15 protein-coding genes are annotated in these 17,798 nt (G+C 68.5%); 5 read left to right on the forward strand and 10 right to left on the reverse strand.

Going from position 1 to position 17,798, the window contains the following annotated elements; genetic code table 11:
• Positions 1-4: 4 nt before the first annotated feature.
• The 7 genes from FL344_RS17915 to FL344_RS17945 all read right to left on the reverse strand — a co-directional run bounded on the left by FL344_RS17915 (position 5) and on the right by FL344_RS17945 (position 6,272).
• Complete coding sequence (locus tag FL344_RS17915; RefSeq protein WP_002636551.1) at positions 5-124, reverse strand: hypothetical protein; 120 nt, start codon at positions 122-124, stop codon at positions 5-7.
• 42 nt (positions 125-166) lie between these two features.
• A complete protein-coding gene (locus tag FL344_RS17920) occupies positions 167-1,519 on the reverse strand; it encodes a P1 family peptidase (RefSeq protein WP_090490548.1) in 1,353 nt (450 codons plus the stop codon).
• Positions 1,520-1,629: 110 nt separating this feature from the next.
• A complete protein-coding gene (locus tag FL344_RS17925; protein WP_141619382.1) occupies positions 1,630-3,819 on the reverse strand; it encodes an ATP-grasp domain-containing protein in 2,190 nt (729 codons plus the stop codon).
• Positions 3,804-4,451: an RDD family protein gene (locus FL344_RS17930; protein ID WP_194858565.1), complete on the reverse strand. Its 648-nt coding sequence runs from the start codon at positions 4,449-4,451 to the stop codon at positions 3,804-3,806. Before FL344_RS17930 ends, FL344_RS17925 begins: the two co-directional genes overlap by 16 nt.
• On the reverse strand, positions 4,448-4,837 hold the full coding sequence (locus FL344_RS17935; RefSeq protein ID WP_228558335.1) for a hypothetical protein: 390 nt from the start codon (positions 4,835-4,837) through the stop codon (positions 4,448-4,450). Before FL344_RS17935 ends, FL344_RS17930 begins: the two co-directional genes overlap by 4 nt.
• A gap of 192 nt (positions 4,838-5,029) precedes the next feature.
• Positions 5,030-5,998, reverse strand: a complete 969-nt coding sequence (gene hemB, locus FL344_RS17940; RefSeq protein WP_225887740.1) for a porphobilinogen synthase — start codon at positions 5,996-5,998, stop codon at positions 5,030-5,032.
• A gap of 64 nt (positions 5,999-6,062) precedes the next feature.
• A complete protein-coding gene (locus FL344_RS17945) occupies positions 6,063-6,272 on the reverse strand; it encodes a hypothetical protein (RefSeq protein WP_225887741.1) in 210 nt (69 codons plus the stop codon).
• Positions 6,273-6,571: 299 nt separating this feature from the next.
• On the opposite strand from FL344_RS17945, the gene FL344_RS17950 reads away from it, so the two are divergent.
• The 5 genes from FL344_RS17950 to FL344_RS17970 all read left to right on the forward strand — a co-directional run bounded on the left by FL344_RS17950 (position 6,572) and on the right by FL344_RS17970 (position 13,112).
• On the forward strand, positions 6,572-7,459 hold the full coding sequence (locus FL344_RS17950) for an ABC transporter ATP-binding protein (RefSeq protein WP_141619385.1): 888 nt from the start codon (positions 6,572-6,574) through the stop codon (positions 7,457-7,459).
• Positions 7,456-8,292: an ABC transporter permease subunit gene (locus tag FL344_RS17955; RefSeq protein WP_141619386.1), complete on the forward strand. Its 837-nt coding sequence runs from the start codon at positions 7,456-7,458 to the stop codon at positions 8,290-8,292. Before FL344_RS17950 ends, FL344_RS17955 begins: the two co-directional genes overlap by 4 nt.
• A 1-nt stretch (position 8,293) precedes the next feature.
• A complete protein-coding gene (locus tag FL344_RS17960) occupies positions 8,294-9,406 on the forward strand; it encodes a hypothetical protein (RefSeq protein ID WP_141619387.1) in 1,113 nt (370 codons plus the stop codon).
• Positions 9,407-9,842: 436 nt separating this feature from the next.
• Positions 9,843-11,507 carry an Ig-like domain-containing protein gene (locus tag FL344_RS17965; protein WP_141619388.1) on the forward strand — a complete coding sequence of 555 codons (1,665 nt, stop codon included), beginning with the start codon at positions 9,843-9,845 and terminating at the stop codon, positions 11,505-11,507.
• Between the two features lie 1,032 nt (positions 11,508-12,539).
• Positions 12,540-13,112 carry a hypothetical protein gene (locus tag FL344_RS17970; protein WP_194863146.1) on the forward strand — a complete coding sequence of 191 codons (573 nt, stop codon included), beginning with the start codon at positions 12,540-12,542 and terminating at the stop codon, positions 13,110-13,112.
• 97 nt (positions 13,113-13,209) lie between these two features.
• Here the strand turns inward: FL344_RS17970 and FL344_RS17975 are convergent, their stop codons facing one another.
• The 3 genes from FL344_RS17975 to FL344_RS17985 form a co-directional block, all read right to left on the reverse strand.
• Positions 13,210-14,217 carry a restriction endonuclease gene (locus FL344_RS17975; protein WP_194863147.1) on the reverse strand — a complete coding sequence of 336 codons (1,008 nt, stop codon included), beginning with the start codon at positions 14,215-14,217 and terminating at the stop codon, positions 13,210-13,212.
• Positions 14,218-14,347: 130 nt separating this feature from the next.
• Positions 14,348-15,340, reverse strand: a complete 993-nt coding sequence (locus FL344_RS17980) for a PD-(D/E)XK nuclease family protein (protein ID WP_141619391.1) — start codon at positions 15,338-15,340, stop codon at positions 14,348-14,350.
• Positions 15,341-15,645: 305 nt separating this feature from the next.
• Positions 15,646-17,798 (reverse strand): RCC1 domain-containing protein (locus tag FL344_RS17985; RefSeq protein ID WP_368667436.1); only part of this gene is annotated, 2,153 nt, incomplete at its 5' end.

Genomic DNA, 17,798 nt, shown 5'->3' on the forward strand with positions numbered 1-17,798 from the left:
ACGACTACTTCTTCTTCGACTCCGCGGCGGCCTTGGCCTCGGCCTTGTTCTTCTTGGCCCGCTTCTTCCAGGCCTGCTTGATCTTCATCTGCACGCGACGGTGCTTGCTCTTGCTGCGGGCCATCTTTGACTCCTGTGCTCCGTACGGAGACGTGAAAAGAGGGGCTTAACTATCAGAACCCGGCGGGCTCCCGGAAGAGGAACCCTCGGGCCCCCCCGGCTCGCCGGTGTCGTCCGGTGCCGGACGGGTCGGAAACGGGATTCCCTCGGCGCTCCGGACCTGGGTCGGCCGGGCGGTGGACACCTTCACGTCCCCCTCCCGGTCCTCGTTGCTGGGCCGCTCCTTGGCCGCCGGGGCGCTCGACTGCTGGGGGCGCTTCTTCACGGACGCGAAAATCGGCTTGTAGGCGTCCAGGAAGCGCCGGACCTCGTCCAGGGGGAGCGCCGGGCAGTGGTTGCCGTTGGCGCCCGTCATGGACGTGGCCATGCACATGGCGTTGAGGATGGCCTCCTCGGTGGCCTCCATGACCGCCTCATAGAGGGGGTCCAGGCGCTGATCCAGGAGGAGCTTCAGCTTGTAGACCATCTTCTGGGTGCGCCGGGGGATGATGTTCGCCGTGGAGAAGCCGACGACAATCTCCCCTGAGCCGTGCGCCGCGTAGCTGCCCACGCGGCCAATGCCCAGCGCCACGCGCTTGCAGAGGCGGTTGATTTGATGGCTCAGCAGCGGCGCGTCCGTGGCCACCACCGCGATAATGGAGCCGTACGTCTGGCCGCGCTTGGGCGTGCCCTTGAACTTCTCCGCCAGCACCTCGCCCACGGGAAGGCCGCCCACCCGCAGGTTGTGCATCTTCCCGAAGTTGGACATCACCAGCACACCCAGCGTGTAGCCGCCCAGCACCTCCGGCAGCTTGCGGGACGACGTGCCGATGCCGCCCTTGAAGTCGCACGTCACCATGCCGGTGCCGCCACCCACGTTCCCCTCGGCCACGGGGCCGGTGGAGGCGTTGTTGATGGCCTCGAAGACATGCTCCTCGCGCACGTGGCGCCCGGAAATGTCGTTGAGCCAGGAATCGTCACACTCCCCCACCACGGGGATGATGACATCGTGCTCGTCACCGATGCCGGGGTAGCGGTCCACCAGGTAACGCGCCACGCCGTCCGACACCGCGCCCACCGCCATGGTGTTGGTGAGGAGGATGGGCGTCTCGATGAGGCCCCACTCCATGAGCTGCGTCATGCCGGCGACCTCGCCCGCGCCGTTGAGCACGAAGCCGCCCCCCGTCATGCGCTCCATGAAGATGTTCCCCTCGTTGGGGAGGATGGCGGTGACCCCCGTGCGCACCGGACCGTGCCCGGGACGAAGCGGGCCCTCGCCACGTATCAACGTGCTGTGCCCGACGAGCACCCCCTCCACGTCGGTGATGGCGTTGAACTTGCCGGGCTTGAAGCGCCCCAGCGGCAGGCCCAGCTCACGGGCCCGGACGCGCGGCCCAGTCTCCTCGGGGATGTGCACCATAGAGGGGGGACACTAACCGACGACTCCCCACAGTCAACCACTCCAGCCGGCCCCGCCCGCCCCCTCGAAGAGGAGGCACGGGACGGGGCGGCCAGGGCGTCGCGTGGGGCTCAGGCCTTCGCGTCCACGCGCGGAACCGGCTCCGGCGCTGGGGTCGCCGGTGCGGGGGCCGTCGCGGCGACGGGGTGCGCGGCGGCGGGAGTCCCCTCCTCCAGGGGCACGCTCTTGCGCAACACCGAAGCAGGGTGCTCGCTGGCGGCGCGGCGCGCCTCGCGCTCCTTGTAGCGGCGGATGGCGGGGGCCATGATTTCGCCGATGAGCCCCCGGTAGTCCATGCCAGCGCCCTGGGCGATGAGCACCAGGTCGCTCCAGCCCGGCGTCAGGCCCGGCAGCGGGTTGCACTCGATGAAGTAGATGCGCCCCTTGTCATCCATGCGGAAGTCGATGCGCGCGACGTCGCGGCATCCCAGCGCCATGAACGAGTTGCGCGCCGCCGTGCGCAGCCGCTCCAGCAGCGCGGGCTCCAGCTTCGCTGGCGCGTCGTAGCGGATGCGGTCCGTCCAATCCAGCTTGTGCTGGAAGCTGTAGACGGGGTTCTTCTCCTCCCGGTCCAGGAAGACGATCTCCATGGGCGGCAGGACGCGGGGACGCCGCTCGCCCAGCAGGCCCACGGTGAACTCACGGCCGCGGATGTACTCCTCGATGAGCGCGGGCTGCTGGTACTTGCCGGCAATCTCGCGCACCACCTCGCGCAGCTCCGCCTCGCTGTGGCAGACGCTCTTGGTGACGACGCCCTTGGAGCTGCCCTCCGCCACCGGCTTCACGATGAGCGGGAAGCTGGTGAACTCCTTGTTGAGGCGCTCCTTGCCCGTCGCCATGAGCTGGAAGTTGGGCGTGAGGATGCCTGCCTGCCGGACAATCTTCTTCGCCAGGCCCTTGTCCAGGGCGATGGAGAGCGTGGCCGGGTCCGAGCCCGTGTACGGGATGTCCAGCAGCTCCAGCAGCGCCGGGACCTGGCTCTCTCGGTTGCGGCCCTTGAAGCCCTCCGCGATGTTGAACACCACGTCCAGCGGCGTGCTCGACAGCACCGAGGGAAGCTCGGCCGTGGCCTCCAGGTCGATGACCTCGTGGCCCCACGACGCAATCGCCTCGCGGATGGCCTGGAGCGTGTTCGGCGAGTCGTACTCGGCCTCGCTGTCCTCCACCGCCTCCGCCGTGGCCGTGGGCTTCACGCGCTTCACGTTGAAGCTGAAGCCCACGCGCAGTGGACCGCTCTTGCGCGCCGGCTTGCCCTGGCGACGCGACGAGTCCTTGATTTTGTACCGCTTCGCCGCGCTGGTGATGATGGAGTTGATGACCCCATCCAGGTGCAGGCCGTCCAGCTCCGCCGCCGCGTAGATGCCCGCGCCCGGCTCCAGACTGGGGAGCGCGTTGATCTCCAGGAAGTACGGCACGCCCGCGTCACTGAGGCGCACGTCGATGCGGCCCAGGTCGCGGCAATCGAGCGCCCGGTACACCTTCTGCGCCATCCGCCGGACGTCCTCCGCCGTGCGAGGCGGAATCTGCGCCGGGGCGCGCACGCTGACCATGCCCTCCCGCGACGTCTTCAGCGCGTAGTCGTAGATGGCGTACTTGCGGCCCTGCGTGACGGCCGGGTCGATGACGTACTCCACCGGGGAGAGCACGCCGTCGTAGTCATTGTCCACCGACTCCAGGAACGGCACGGCGAGGTCGCGGCCGGAGATGTACTCCTCCACCAGCACGCCGGACGGGTACTTCTCCAGCGCGGCGGCCACCTTGGCGCGAACCTCGTCCAGCGTCTCCGCGATGGAGTCCTGGCTGATGCCCTTGGACGAGCCCTCGAAGTTGGGCTTCACGATGACAGGGAAGCGCAGGTTCTCCGCGGACAGCTCGCTGAGCTTCTCCACGTACTGCCAGCCGGGCGTGCGGATGCCCTGCTTGGACAGCACCAGCTTGGTGAGCTGCTTGTCGAGCGTCACCGCCAGCGCGTACGCGTCCGAGCCCGTGTACGGGAAGCCCAGCTCGTCGAAGAGGGCCGGATAGAAGGCCTCGCGGAAGCGGCCGCGGCGGCCCTCGGCGGTGTTGAAGATGAGGTCCGGGCTGTAGGCCTCCAGCCGCGCCACGGTGCGCGAGGCCGGGCCGCTCACCTCGAAGCGCTCCAGCCGGTGGCCGATGCGCTCGATGGCCGCCGCGAGCGCGTTGACCGTCTCCTGCGTGTCGAACTCCGCCTCTTCTTCCAAATCAGACAGCCTGAGGTTGTGGGTCAGCGCGATGCGCATGGGTACCCCCTTCGCTTCCTGAACGACGAGCGTCCACGGCGCACCTTCGCCGCGGACATGAGCCTGCCGGAGGCGCGCTCATGCGCGACCGGCGTGCGAGCTGCAACGGTTACGCCCGCGACGACCTTCCCGTCGACCACCTGCGTCTGCGCCCAGGTGTCGCCCAGCCGCCAGCCCAGCGGATCCCTCAGCACGCACCATGCTTCCACGCTGCCAATGACAATGAGCCCCGCGGCCGCGGCCACCGTCCCATGCGGCGCGGGCATCATTCCCAGCAGCACGATGAGCGCCAGCGGCGCGTTGCGCAGGGTGCTGTCGCGGTGCCGCGCCGCCGAACGCGTGGGCAGATGCATCACCTTCACGCCGAAGATGCGCTTGCCCACGCTCTGGCCCTGGAGCATCCCGTCCGCCAGCAGCAGGAACAGCAGCGCCACCACCGCGCCCGCCGCGCCTCCCACGACGTACAGGCCCCACGCCACCGACACGTCCACCGCCCGCGCGCCGCCGCGCAGCCAGAGCGAGGCCTTGGGATAGGGCGATTCGGGTTTCGCGTCTCCGGACACCAACCGCAAGGCGCGGCCACCCCCTTGCCGGCTTGCCGCCATGAACACGCGGCTTCGCGGGGTGCTCACTCCTCCGGCTCCAGCGTGAGTCCTTCCTCGCGCGGCTCGGGCTCATCCAGCCCCGCCAGACGCGCCAGCCGTTCGTGGGCGCTCAAAGGAGAAATCATGGGCGCGGCCCACTCGACGTGCTCGCGCGTGTACTCGGCCGCGAGCGCCGCGGTGGGACTGCCCGTCTCCGACATCCGCATCAGCCGCCCGCGCGCCGCGTCTTCATCATGCCTGGCGGGGCTGCCCTGGCGCGTGAAGAGGACGAAGGCCATGGCCGGGCGCTTGGAGGACTCGCGCATCGCGAACTGGATGCCGTCGAGGTTCCAGCCCTGGGCTGCCCACTCGTTGAGGGTCCGCTCCAGGGAGCCCTCGTCCACCGTGGACAGCTCGACCACTTTGTACTGCAAGGGTCCCGGGGGGGTGACACCGGCCGCGCGACCGGCGCCGGACCGCTTCTTCGCGGTGGACCGGCGTTGGGGCGGGGGCTTCTGGGACTTTCGTCCAGGCCGCTTTTTGGTTGGCATCGTGCGACGCACATTTGGACGCAACGCGCGCGGCGGATCAAGACTCAACCCGCCGCGGGTCCGCCCGGCTGTTGCCTACAGGAGCTTCGCCGCCTCCAGGGCGTGGTAGGTGATGATGAGGTCGGAGCCGGCGCGCTTCATGGACGTGAGCGTCTCCAGCATCACCCGCTCGTAGTCGATCCACCCGTTCTGCCCGGCGGCCTTGAGCATCGAGTACTCGCCGGACACGTTGTAGGAGACGACGGGCAGCTCCCAGCGCTCGCGCACGGCGCGGATGACGTCCAGGTAGGCCAGCGCGGGCTTGACCATGATCATGTCCGCGCCCTCCTCCACGTCCAGGGCCACTTCCTTGAGGGCCTCGCGGACGTTGCCGGGGTCCATCTGGTAGCCCCGGCGGTCACCGGAGGTGGGCGTGTTTTGGGCGGCCTCGCGGAACGGCCCGTAGTAGCCGGACGCGAACTTGGCCGAGTACGCCATGATGGGCAGCTCGCCGAAGCCCGTCTCGTCCAGGGCGGCGCGGATGGCGGCCACGCGGCCATCCATCATGTCCGACGGAGCGATGATGTCCGCGCCCGCCTTGGCGCAACTCACGGACATCTTCGCCAGCAGCGGCAGCGTGGCGTCATTGACGACGTGGCCGCCTTCCAGCACGCCGCAGTGGCCGTGGTCGGTGAACTCGCACAGGCAGACGTCGACGATGACCTGGAGGTCCGGCTCGGCCGCCTTGATCTCCTGGATGGCGCGCTGGACGATGCCGTCGTCGGCGTAGGCCTGGGTGCCGCGGGCGTCCTTGTGGTTGGGGATGCCGAACAGGAGGACGGCGGGCACGCCCAGCTTCCGGGCATGCCTGGCCTCGGCGACGACGTGCTCCAGCGACAGGTTGAAGATCCCCGGCATGGAGACGATGGGACGGCGCACGTCCCGGCCTTCCACGACGAAGAGGGGGTAGATGAAGTCGCCCGGGTCGAGGCGCGTCTCGCGCACCATGTCACGCAGGACGGCGTTGCGGCGCAGGCGGCGGGGTCGGTGGATGGGATAGGCCATGGCGGTCGCCGGTATAAACCGGCGGCGCCGCGCCTTCATCGTTTTGGGGCCCCGGCCCGCCTGCTCAGCCTGCGACGAGCCTCCAGCTCTTCTGATGGTTCCGAGCCTCCCGGGCGTGCCGCAGGGCGCGGCGCTCGGCGATGTCCGCTTCGTGCAGGGCGCGGGCGTAGCGCACGCGTGCCGCCTCCGTCCCGGTCGCCAGGTCCTTGTCGGCCTGCTCCAGCTCGCGGCGGGCATCCAGCAGCTGCTGTGCGATGCGGTCCTCGTACGTCATGTCTGGTGCTCCTCGTGGCTTGAGTGTGCCGCCGGCCGATGCATGGGCCGGACCGTGGAGCTCCAAAGAATCTGCAAGCCGCCAAGTCCCCGGAACAACGAGCTACCGCGGCGCGGCAGGCACCGCAGGCGTGCGAAGCGGCTTTCCCACGGGCGCGAACGGAGCGCCGCAGGGCACGGCCAGGAGACCGTTCCGCCCGTCCGGACGACCGTCCGGCAACCTGCCGCAATGGATGGACCGTCCAGTCGTCTACAGTCCCGACCGTGACAAGCCAGGCACCCGCCATTGAAGTGAGGGGATTGAGGAAGACGTACCATCGGGCCTTCCGGAAGGGAGGCAACGAGGCCCTCCGAGGCATGGACCTGACGGTGCCGGAAGGAAGCGCCTTCGGCCTCATCGGCCCCAACGGTGCGGGCAAGACGACCTTCATCAAGAGCATCCTCGGCATCGTCCAGCCCACGGAGGGGTCCATCCGGGTGCTGGGGGGCTCGCCCGAGGACCCGCGCATCCGCGCCCGCATCGGCTACCTGCCCGAGCGCCTGCACCTGCCCGGCACCTGGACGGCGCCCGCCTTCCTGGCGACGGTGACGCGGTTGAAGGGCCTCCCCGTGGACCCGGCGGTGAACCTGCGCCTCCTGGAGCGCGTGGGCCTGTCGGACGCGGTGGGCCGGCGCATTGGCGGGTACTCCAAGGGCATGCGTCAGCGGCTGGGCCTGGCCGCGGCGCTGGTGGGCACCCCTTCCCTGCTGGTGCTGGACGAGCCCACGGACGGAATCGACCCCATGGGGCGGATGGAGGTGCGGCGCATCCTGCAAGACGAGGTGCAGCGAGGCACGACGCTGTTCCTCAACTCCCACCTGCTGGCGGAGACCGAGCGCGTCTGTGACCGCGTCGCCATCCTCGCGGGAGGCCGCGTGGTGCGCGAGGGCCGGCTGGAGGACCTGGCGCGCGGCGGCGTGCGGTGGCTGGTGCGCTTCGCCCCGGGCGCCAACACGGAGGCCCTGGTGACGGCAGGCTTCGTCCGAGGCGTCGCGGAGGGACACTACGTCGTCGAGGCGGAGGACCCGGCGGCGCTCAACCGGGCATTGGACCGGGCGCGCGCGGCGGGGGCATTGATGGTGGAGCTGCGGCGTGACGGAACGGACCTGGAGTCGGTGCTGATGGGAACTGTGGAGGCCGCGGCGTGAAGCCCGTCCTGGGAATCGCGGGCTACGTGCTCCGTGAGGCGATGTCGCGCAAGTTCATCCTGGCGTTCATGGTGGGCATCACCCTGGTGCTGACCGTGGTGGCGCTGAGCTTGCGCATCGAAGTGGTGGACGGAGCGCTCGCGGCGTCTCGGCTGTTCGGCGAGGAGCTTCGCTCGAGCATCCGCTCCGTCGACGTGGCCCTGCGGCCCGTGTACCAGGCCGCGGCGTTCCTGGTGTTCTACGGTGGCATCCTGTTCGGCATCGTCGCGTGCTCGGACTTTGCGCCGTCGCTGATGTCACCCGGGCGCATCGAGCACCTGCTGGCGCTGCCCATCCAGCGCTGGCACCTGCTGGCAGGGACCTTCCTGGGCGTGATGGCGCTGGCGCTGGGCGGGACGCTGTATGGGACGACGGGGCTGGTGCTCATCTTCGGCGTGAAGGCGGGGTACTGGACGGCGGGGCCGCTCATCGCCGGATTGCTGGCGTGCGTGGGCTTCGCGGCGGTGTACGCGGTGATGCTGACGGCGGCGACGCTGGTGCGCAGCGCGGCGCTGTGCGCGGCCTCCGGCTTCGTCTTCCTGGTGGGAGGAATCATCGCCGGCTACCGGCAGCAGATGACGCCCTTCTTCGAGGAAGGATTTGGTCGCGAGGCCTTCAAGGCGGTGACGCTGGTGTTGCCGCGGCTGTCCGCGCTGGCCGTGGCCGCGGGCGACATCGCCGCATCCACGCCGCTGGAGGTGCGCTCGCTGGGCTTGCTGTTGCTCGGTGTGCTGGTGTTTGGATTCGGAGCCTTGGCGGTGGGGTTCTGGCGTTTCGAGGGAAAGGACTACTGACATGGACAACCGTGGACGCCGCCGGGTGTGGCTCGTCGTGGCGGCGATGCTGTTCGTGGTGGCCGCGGTGTTGATGTTCACCGGGCAGGGTGAAGAGCCCGCCATGGAGACGCCCAAGGTGGAATTCCCCCGGCGGATGCGGGCTCCCGAGCGGGAGCGCGCGGAGCGGCGCCGGACGCATGTCCTGCCCGTGCAGGTGGACGCGGGCACGCAGGAGCGCGCGCGCCCCAGGGACCCCCTGCTGGCCGCCCTGCCCCGCGGCGAGGGCAAGACGGCGGTGGTCATCGAGGCGAACGCGCTGCGGCACTCGCCCATTGGTGAGCTGCTGCTGGACTGCCTGATGCGGGACGGCGGCAAGCGGCTGGAGGAGCTGCGGAACCTCAGTGGCGTGGACCCGCTCCAGGACCTGGACCGCCTGGTCATCACCGATGAAGGGATGATGCTGTCGGGCAACTTCGGCAACGCGAAGTTCAAGGAGCTGTTGGGTGAGCGCGTGTCCATGGACTACGGCGAAGGCGCCCGGGTGTACGAGCCGGGCGACATGACCGTGACGCGGCCGGATGGGACCACGGCGCGTGGCCGGAGCGAGGCCGCGGTGGCGACGTGGAACAACGAGCTGCTGGTGATTGGCAAGTCGCCGGACGAGGTGAAGGCGGTGGTGGACCGGGTGGAGGGCCGCGGCCCGGACGAGCCGCCCGCCATCTCCGAGGGCAGCACCTACGGGGAGATGTATGGCGTGCTGTCCGTGGACCAGCTCGCGCGGCTGCTGCCCAAGGAGCAGGCGGAGCTGGCGGACCGCATCCGCCGGGTGGCCCAGAACGTGGAGCTCCACGTGGACGCGAGCGGCGATGTGGCGATGGTCGCCGAGGTCCGCGGCGCGAATGGAGACGAAGTCACGGACCTGGGCAAGACGCTGGGCGCCGCGCTGAGCATGGCGCGCATCAAGGCGCAGGCCGAAGGCGAGAAGGACCTGGCGCAGCTGCTCGACTTCGCGCGCGTCCAGCCGGATGGCACGTCCTTCAAGCTGGAGATGGCGGTGCCGCTCGACGTCATCAAGCAGCGCCTGGCGTTCTGCAAGGAAGAGCGGGGTGCGGCGGAGGCGGCTGAGCGATAGGCCGGGAGTCGTCGCTTTCGCGCTGTCCATGACGCCCCCTGGCCTTCTCGCCTGGGGGCGTCGTCGTTCCTGGAATCAGGGCTGAAACGACACGCCCACGTCTTCCTGTTCGCGACGGCGCAGCTCCGCCGCGGCCTTCGCCGCGGTGAACAGCCGGCCCCTTCAGCCGGCGCCGAGGAATGTCCGTACATGGGAACAGGGCGTTACCCGGCCGCTCTTGCTCACCGCCCCATGACAGAGACAGTCCTCGCGGCTGGCTTTCCCTGAAGAATTACACACTACAATGACAGGCGCCAATAGAACGGACCCTCACCAGGGCTCGATCGCGACATCCACTCCCCTCCCCCGGGCGCACCCCAGCCGTTTGTTTGATATATCGTTGCGCGCTGCCGCTCTCAATTCCATGCGAGCACAGCCTCCTCAAGGGAGAATCCACATGCGCATCGTTTCGAAAGGGGCCCGTGGCCTTTCCGCACTGCTTGGCGCGGCGGCCCTGGCATCCATCGGTTGTGGTGATGTCCCGGACGCGTCGGAGAGCTCCCAGGCCGAGCTCCTGCAGACAAGCGCGCCTCTGGATTGCCTCTCCTCCATCAAACCGGAGCGGGAGCTGCTCATCCAGGATGCGGCAGTGCTGAATGACCCCGTGCGTACGGCCTGGTCCGGAGCGATGCCCAACGTGCACGGGGCCGCGGACGGCGCGTGGAGCTTCGGCCGACGACTGGCGGAGATGAGCGGCGACGTCGCTCCCTCCGAGTTCGTCCGCGACGGGCTCCAGCGGGGTGCGGAACAGGACGCGGTCACCCGCGCGCTCGTGCCCAAGCTCCTCGAAGCGTGGCCAAGACTCGCGGATGGAACCCTGGACATGACGAAGGCGCCGCTGCGGCTGAAGGCCATCGTCAACCACGTGGACACCCACAATTCGGAGCGGCACAGCGCTGGCGAGGGCCACCTGGTCTTCGATGCAATCGATGCAGACGGCAAGCCACTGCCCCTCACCGCCACCCTCGTGTACGACCTGCCGGCATCCAAGCCCTCGGACGCGCTCCACTGGGCCCTGCAATGGCATGCACTCGCCACGCAGACTCCGGGTACGGAGGCATTCAACACCACCCTCCAGGCCGTCACCGACCGATTCACCGCCGCCCCAGGCCGGCTCCAGGTGAGCACGACGGAATCGGTCCTCGACTCAGTGCGCTCGAAATCCACCGACGCGCGGCGCCTCGCGAAGGACTTCGGAAACCTGCTGTGCACCGATAGCGCAGCCCCTACCGTGACGCTCCTCTCGCCGAGCCCGGGCAGTGCCGTGCGCGGCACCATCACGCTGACGGCGAGCGCCTACGATGACGTCGGCGTCACGCGCGTGGACTTCTTCTCAGCGTCCACCCTCATCGCCTCCGACACCCAGCCCCCTTTCATCGTGGACTGGGACACGACGACGTCCCCCTCCGGCACCCGGGCGCTGACAGCCCAGGCCTTCGACGCGGACGGCAACATGGGCATCTCCGACCCGGTGAGCATCATGGTGGACAACTTCGCTCCCATCATTCTTTCGGGCACGCCACAGTACAACCCGCAGACCCTGAACTATGTGCGCGGCAACATCACCGTGGGCTGGACCGTGACGGACCAGTCCCTCTCAGGCGTGGTCCTGGCCGAGTTCTTCCAGGAGGGGTACCTCAAGGGCTCGCTGACGAGCCCCACCAGCCTTGGGTACACCTTCGCGTGGGACACGCGGGTGCTGGCCAATCGGTCCTACAGCCTGACCCTCCGCGCGACTGACAGGGCAGGCAATGTCGCGACGCACACCCGTTCGCTGATCGTCGACAACGCGCCGCCCACGTCCGTCCTGACCGCACCGGCCAACGGAGACGTCGTCAGTGGTGTCGTCACGCTGGCTGCCAATGCGAGTGACAGCCAATCGCTCTACTACGTCGCCTTCGAGATCGACGGTGTCATCCAGACGCCCTATTCGACCACCGCGCCCTTCACCCGGACGTGGGACACGACGGGCAAGTCCGGCACGCACGTCATTGTCGCCATCGCGTATGACCGCGTGGGCAACAGCCAACGCAGCAACGCCGTGACGGTCACCGTTCCGTGAGCCACACGCGGGCACTGACGCCCCGGTAGCCCCCCGGGTCTCACCTTGGCCGGGTGCCCCGTCGCAGGGCCGCGCCAGACCTGCTGGCGCGGCCTCTCTTCGGTCGCGATAGGGATGGCTCTTCACCCGTGAAGGTTGGAGCCGCCCCCCCGCACAGATCCCAGCGGGCGCTGCTAACGCACTGGGCTCTTGCCTTAAGTGGTGACGTCAAACCACTCTTCAGGCCAGGGGGGCTGGATACGAGCTTTCGGAAGCCATCGGTCCACCAAGGTCTTCATCCTCGCCCAGTTCGTCCGGTCACGCTGGCTCCGACGCCGGAGCGCCCGGTACCAGTGCTGACCGACCTGAGTTCGGAATCGCCCCATGGCGTAGAGGTCAAGTCCCGAATCGTGTGTAGGCGATCCGGAGGGGCTCGGGGGAGGTCGCTCCTCGGAAGCATCAAGCAGCGGCGGTGTCAGGGGTTGAATTCAGCAAGGATATGTCGAGGTAGCGGCGGTCATCCCAGACGCCGGTGACTTCGAGGGCGCCTGCTCGCGCTGCGCGCACTGGGCGCGGAGCTCTCCTTCAAGGTCCGGGGCGTGTCGCTGCTGGAGCGGGCAAAGCAGCTCGGGGACGCCGGGCTGATGAAGGAGCTTGAGGCCCTATCGGGCGCGCCCGCTGGGAAGAAATCCGCCACGAAGGCGAACACGGGCCCGGACGTGACCTCCGTCGCGCAGGTGCTGGCGGACGTGCACGTCACCGCTCAAGGGGCCGTGGTGGTGCTGGCGGCGACGCCGCACCCGGATGCCGACCATGGCTACGTCGCCGGGGACGACCTCTGGGACTTCAATAACCGGGTGAAGTGGAACCAGCCCTGGACCGACCAGGTCTGGCTGGCTCAGGTGACAGTGGACGAAAACGACGTTGACCACTTCGAGCCCACCTATGATGTGGACTTCAACCGCCTGCTGACCCACGACGGCAAGGGCTGGACGCGCACCAAGCTGCCCAAGGCGCTTCCCTACGGCTACGTGGCCTCCACCCGCCGAGACCTTGGCGCGCCCTGGGGCCTCACGGGGTTCGGCGTCTCCGTGCTCGCGTTCGACGGCGGGCCGGCTCACGGCCGAGGGAAAGGACCTGTGCTTCGAGCAGGTGGGCAAGGAGCAGAATGGGCTCCGCGGACTGCTGTCCCACGCGGGCACGCTCTACGCATACGGCAACGGCGGTCTGTTCGCGCTCCAGGGCAAGGCCCTCGTCGCGCGACACGCCAGCCGACTCCCGCTGAAGGGCGCGTGCGCGGACCCCGACGGAAGCCTCTACCTGCACACCGACGCACAGGCGTTCCACCTCCCTGCCAAGGGCAAGGCTCGGAAGCTCTCCCTCCCCAAGGGGCCAGTGCACTCACTGGCCCTCTTCCGCAACCACCGCTTCGTCAGCCTGGGAGACCGCGTCCTCCGGGTGGACGATGACTCGAGCACGTCGCTCACGATCCCCACGCCGGCCCCGGGCTTCCCGTGCCTCAAGGTCGCCGGTGACAGACTCTGGGCGGTGTTCCCACACCATCTCGCATTCACCTCCGACGGCAAGTCCTTCTGCTTTGGCTGTATCAACGCTCGCCCGGCCTAACTCGGCGAGATGCCACTTTCGACCGGCGTAGCCTTCAGCTGGAAGATGCGGCTTTGGGCGGCGGGGCACGGGGAGCCTTCGAGGTGGCGAGGCTGGGTCAGTCGCTTACGACCGCGAATCGTTCCTGGACCGGCAGGCTGGCTTTGGGCGCCACCCCGAGAAGCTTGCGCATGGCGGGATCGAGGTCATCCCATCGCGCTAGTAGGTTGGCAGCGAAGGTGTCGCCGCCCACCAAGGTGATGCGCTTCTTGCCCGGGGCGACAGCTTCCTTCTCTGCGTGCGAGGTGAAACCGCCGAGGGAGACGATTGCGCCCTGCTCGTCTACTCCGAGGGCACCTCGCGTCTTGAGCACCACCTCAATGCCCACGTCGTTCTTCGTGCGCTTCACCTGGATGCGGAGAAAGACCGACGCGAGCCCTTCGGCGTCCAGCGTACCAGCTACGTCGATTCCCCCGTCAGAGACGTAGGGACCGGGCGCAGCTTCGAAGCCGATGGACCGCAGGTAGTCGGCAACGAACTGCTCGAAGTCCTTTGGGTGAAGGGCGTGGAGGCGATTCAGAACGTGGCTCACCACGTCGGCCTCGACAGGCTTCGGTCCCTCCGAGAGCGACCCCTCACCGAGCAGGGCTCGGACGTAATCGGCCGCCTTCTGCAGGCTGTAGACCGTGGAGAGAGAGCCAAGCGAGTTGAGCAGGGGCTGGGGAAGACCCTTGCGAGGTACGTCCAGCAGCCACTCCACCTTGCGCCGCTGTCGGTACGGGCACCCGTCCTTGGGGCTCTCCACGAAGAGGAAAGGGCTCGTCACACGCCCGACGTACACGAGGCCTTGCGGCGTGTTGGGAGTGAGGATGACATCCCCCACCTTGATGTCCCGTGCGAATCGGGCGACCTGACCAGCTCCCACGCTCGCCCTTACACCGGAGACCTCATACGCATCGGTGTAGAGGCCGAAGAGCTTCTCCCACGCGGGGTCCTCATCCGGTGCAGTCGCGTACCACGTCAGATCACCCAACTCGTGCCACTCGATGGCGACAAACCCGCCCTTGCGCGCGGCTTCAGCGTACTGACCACCGGGCCCCACCCGAACACCCCAGAATTTCGTCAATTCGGCCTCCCAATCGTCGCGCATCTTACTCGACGCGGAACCGGAGGCGCTCAACACAGAGAGCGCAGGTCTTCGGATCTTCGGAGACAGGCGGGCCGCGCGCGCGTTCGCCATCCGAACATGATGGGCTCTAGCGCTGTGGCATGTCCCCCACTCCCCCCGCACTCACCAGCGCGTCCACATCGAAGTCCTGTTGCAACGCGCGCGCGAGCTGAACAAGGCGAGCCGCTGCGGCCAGCCCATCTGCCACCTGCGCGCGTTGAGCCGCGAAATCCCCAGCACCATTCACGGACGGCGCGCGGAGCCGAATGGCGGCTGACTTTCCAGCCAGCACCATCTGCATGTCGGCGTCCAGCGAGGGACCCCATTTCTCTTTCAAGTGGCTGAACACCTTTGCCCCGTCGGAGACCTGAAGGTCCACATCCCCGCGCCCCAGCTTGTGGACGACCACGAAGCGCCGGTTGACTCCCGAGGGCCTGAACGCGGGCCAGTCCGACCCAGCGGGCTTCAAGCCCGGGTCTGGCATCTCCAGTTCGGGGTGCTTTGAAGCTGCGTACTCCCAGTAGCCGAGCCAGAAGGCCGTCACTCGGTCGTCAGGCTTGAGCGTGTAGCCCCTGCGGTTCTGCTCGATGCCCTCGCGGAGCATTCTCGCGCGGTACGCGCCGCGTACAGCGTCGCTGACGTGCTGTGCCATCCACGCGGCCATCACCTCGTAGCTGATGCATGCGTCGTAGGACTGCGCGTCGGTGGAGCACTCAAGGTAGCGCTGAGGAGCGACGAGGCAGGTCTTGAAGTCCGCCCACCGGCCTTCCTGCACACCACGGGCTCCGCGCTTCCGGTAGCGCGCGCCTTGCGCCGGCTGAGGAGGAGCATCGACCTTGTTCTCGATAAGGATCGCGGTGACTTGACCGTCAACCTGCTCGATTTCGAGGACAAGGTCGGACTCACCAAGCGTGACATCAGACACGGAGTGGGAGCAGCGCCCTGTCCCACCACTTGAGAGCGCACCGGCCGAAGCCTGCGTGGCGAACCACTCAGCGAACTCCGGCGACACGTTCAGCTCCTCCAGTAGGAGGAGGTCGATGTCGCGTTCCTGAACGGATTCGATGAAGTGGGCGTGCATGGGGCGCTCTCATGCTCCCGGCGCGGCAAGCGTTTGGGTGGAACGCCTTGCCGCGCCGCGAGTGGCCTCAGTATGGCAGCATCCGGAGCCGTCCTCCGTCTGGAAGCCGCGCGGCCCACAGGCCGTGGCCGCCAGGACCATCACGAGGAAAGGCCACAAGCCTCGAGCGCGTGAAGCCACCGTGGGTGCCAGGCTCCGCCCCGGTCCAGCGCACATCGACCAGACCCCAGCGGCGAGCTGAACAAGCCGCCGCCGCTGACTGAGACGCAATCCGGTCGAGCGCGCACACGCCCCAATGTGACGGCTCAGGTCTCTTCCTGAACCATCACGTTGACGGGTCGGGGGCGGTCAGCGGTCGTCCCGTCCCCCACCTGGCCGAGGCTGTTGCGCCCCCAGACCCAGCCGGCCCCCTCCGGACTCATGGCCGCCGTGTGGAAACGGCCCGCCGTCACGGTGAAGACGCCCGTCAGCCCCTCCACCCGCACTGGCGTGGAACGGTCCGTGGAGCCGCCATTGCCAAGCTGGGTACCCGAGTTGTTGCCCCACGCCCAGAGGGTGCCGTCCTGCCCCACGGCCACCGTATGCGCATACCCGGCGGCAAGCGCACGGACTTCCGTCAGCCCCTGCACCTGCACCGGCGTGGAGCGGGCCGTGGAGGACCCATCCCCGAGCTGTCCCCAGAGGTTGTAGCCCCAGGCCCAAACGGTGCCGTCCTGCCGCAAGGCCACCGTGTGGAAGTAGCCCGCAGCGATGGCCTCGACGCCCGTCAGCCCCTGCACCTGCACCGGCGTGAGGCGGCGCGTGGTCGTCCCATCTCCCAGTTGACCGAGATCGTTGAAGCCCCAGGCCCAGACAGTGCCGTCCTGCCGCAACGCCACGGTGTGGAGAGAGCCCGCGCTGATGGCCGTGATGCCCGACAGCCCCTGCACCTGCACCGGCGTGAGGCGTTGGGTGGTCGTCCCAATCCCGAGCTGTCCCCAGGAATTGCGTCCCCAGGTCCAGACGGTACCGTCCTGCCGCAAGGCCACCGTGTGGGATTCGCCGGCGGAGATGGCCGTGACGCCTGTCAGCCCCTGCACCTGCACCGGCGTGAGGCGTTGGGTGGTCGTCCCGTCCCCCAATTGGCCGTTGGAATTACCACCCCAGCTCCAGACAGTGCCGTCATGCCTGACGGCCAAGGTATGTGAAAAGCCCGCGGCGATGATGGCGACGCCCGTCAGCCCCTGCACCTGCGTCGGCGTGAGACGGGACACGGTCGTCCCATCCCCCACCTGACCGGAGGTGTTGAGGCCCCAGGTCCAGACGGTGCCGTCCTGCTTCACGGCCACCGTGTGGGAATCACCCGCGGAGATGGCGGTGACAGTGGCGCGCGTCAGCCCCTGCACCTGCACCGGCAGGAAGCGGTAGGCGAGCGGTCCGCCCCCCAGCTGACCGTAGGTGTTGAGGCCCCAGGTCAAGAGCGTGCCATCGTGCCCCGCGGCCACCGTGTGAAAGCCACCCAGGGCGATGGCGCTGACGTCCGTCAGTCCCTGCACCTGCAGCGGCGTGAGGCGTCGGGTGGCCGTCCCGTCCCCCAACTGGCCCCAGGTGTTGTCGCCCCAAGCCCAGACGGTGCCGTCCGCCCGCACGACCACCGTGTTGGACGAACTTGTGACGATGGAGGTGACGTCGGTCAGTCCCTGCACCTGCACCTGCACCGGGGTGAAGCTCCCGGAGGTCGTCCCATCCCCCAGCTGGCCGGAGCCGTTGTCGCCCCAGGCCCAGAGGGTGCCGTCCTGCCTCACGGCCACCGTGTGGGCGTTTCCTGCGGCGATGGCGGTGACGTCCGCCAGCCCCTGCACCTGCACCGGGGTGCGGCGGTGGGTCGTCGACCCGTCCCCGAGCTGTCCCCAGACGTTGTAGCCCCAGCCCCAGACGGTGCCATCCTCCTGCAAGGCCACCGTGTGGCCACTGCCCGCGGCGATGGCGGTGACCCCCGTCAGACCCTGCACCTGCACCGGGGCGAGGCGGGACGCGGTCGTCCCATCTCCCAGTTGGCCGTAGGTATTGTAGCCCCAGGCCCAGACGGTGCCGTCCTGCCGCAAGGCCATCGTGTGACTATTGCCCGCGGCGATGGCGGTGACCCCCGTCAACCCCTGCACCTGCACCGGCGTAGAACGGTCCAGGCGAGTCCCGTCCCCCAACTGCCCCCAAAAACCGACGCCCCAAGCCCAGACAGTACCGTCCTGCCGCAAGGCCACCATGTGTGTGTCACTCGCGGCGACGGCAGTGACGCCCGTGAGTCCCAGCACCTGTACTGGCGTGAGGCGTTGGGTGGTCGTCCCGTCCCCCAGTTGCCCCCTGGCGTTATCGCCGCAGGCCCAGACGGTACCGTCCTGCCTCACCGCCACCGTCTGGCGGGCACTCGCGGCGACAGCGGTGATGCCCGTCAGCCCCTGCACCACCCCTGCTGTCTCTT

Origin of the sequence: Myxococcus sp. AB036A (assembly GCF_006547355.1) — a bacterium.
Taxonomy (GTDB): Bacteria; Myxococcota; Myxococcia; order Myxococcales; family Myxococcaceae; genus Myxococcus; species Myxococcus virescens.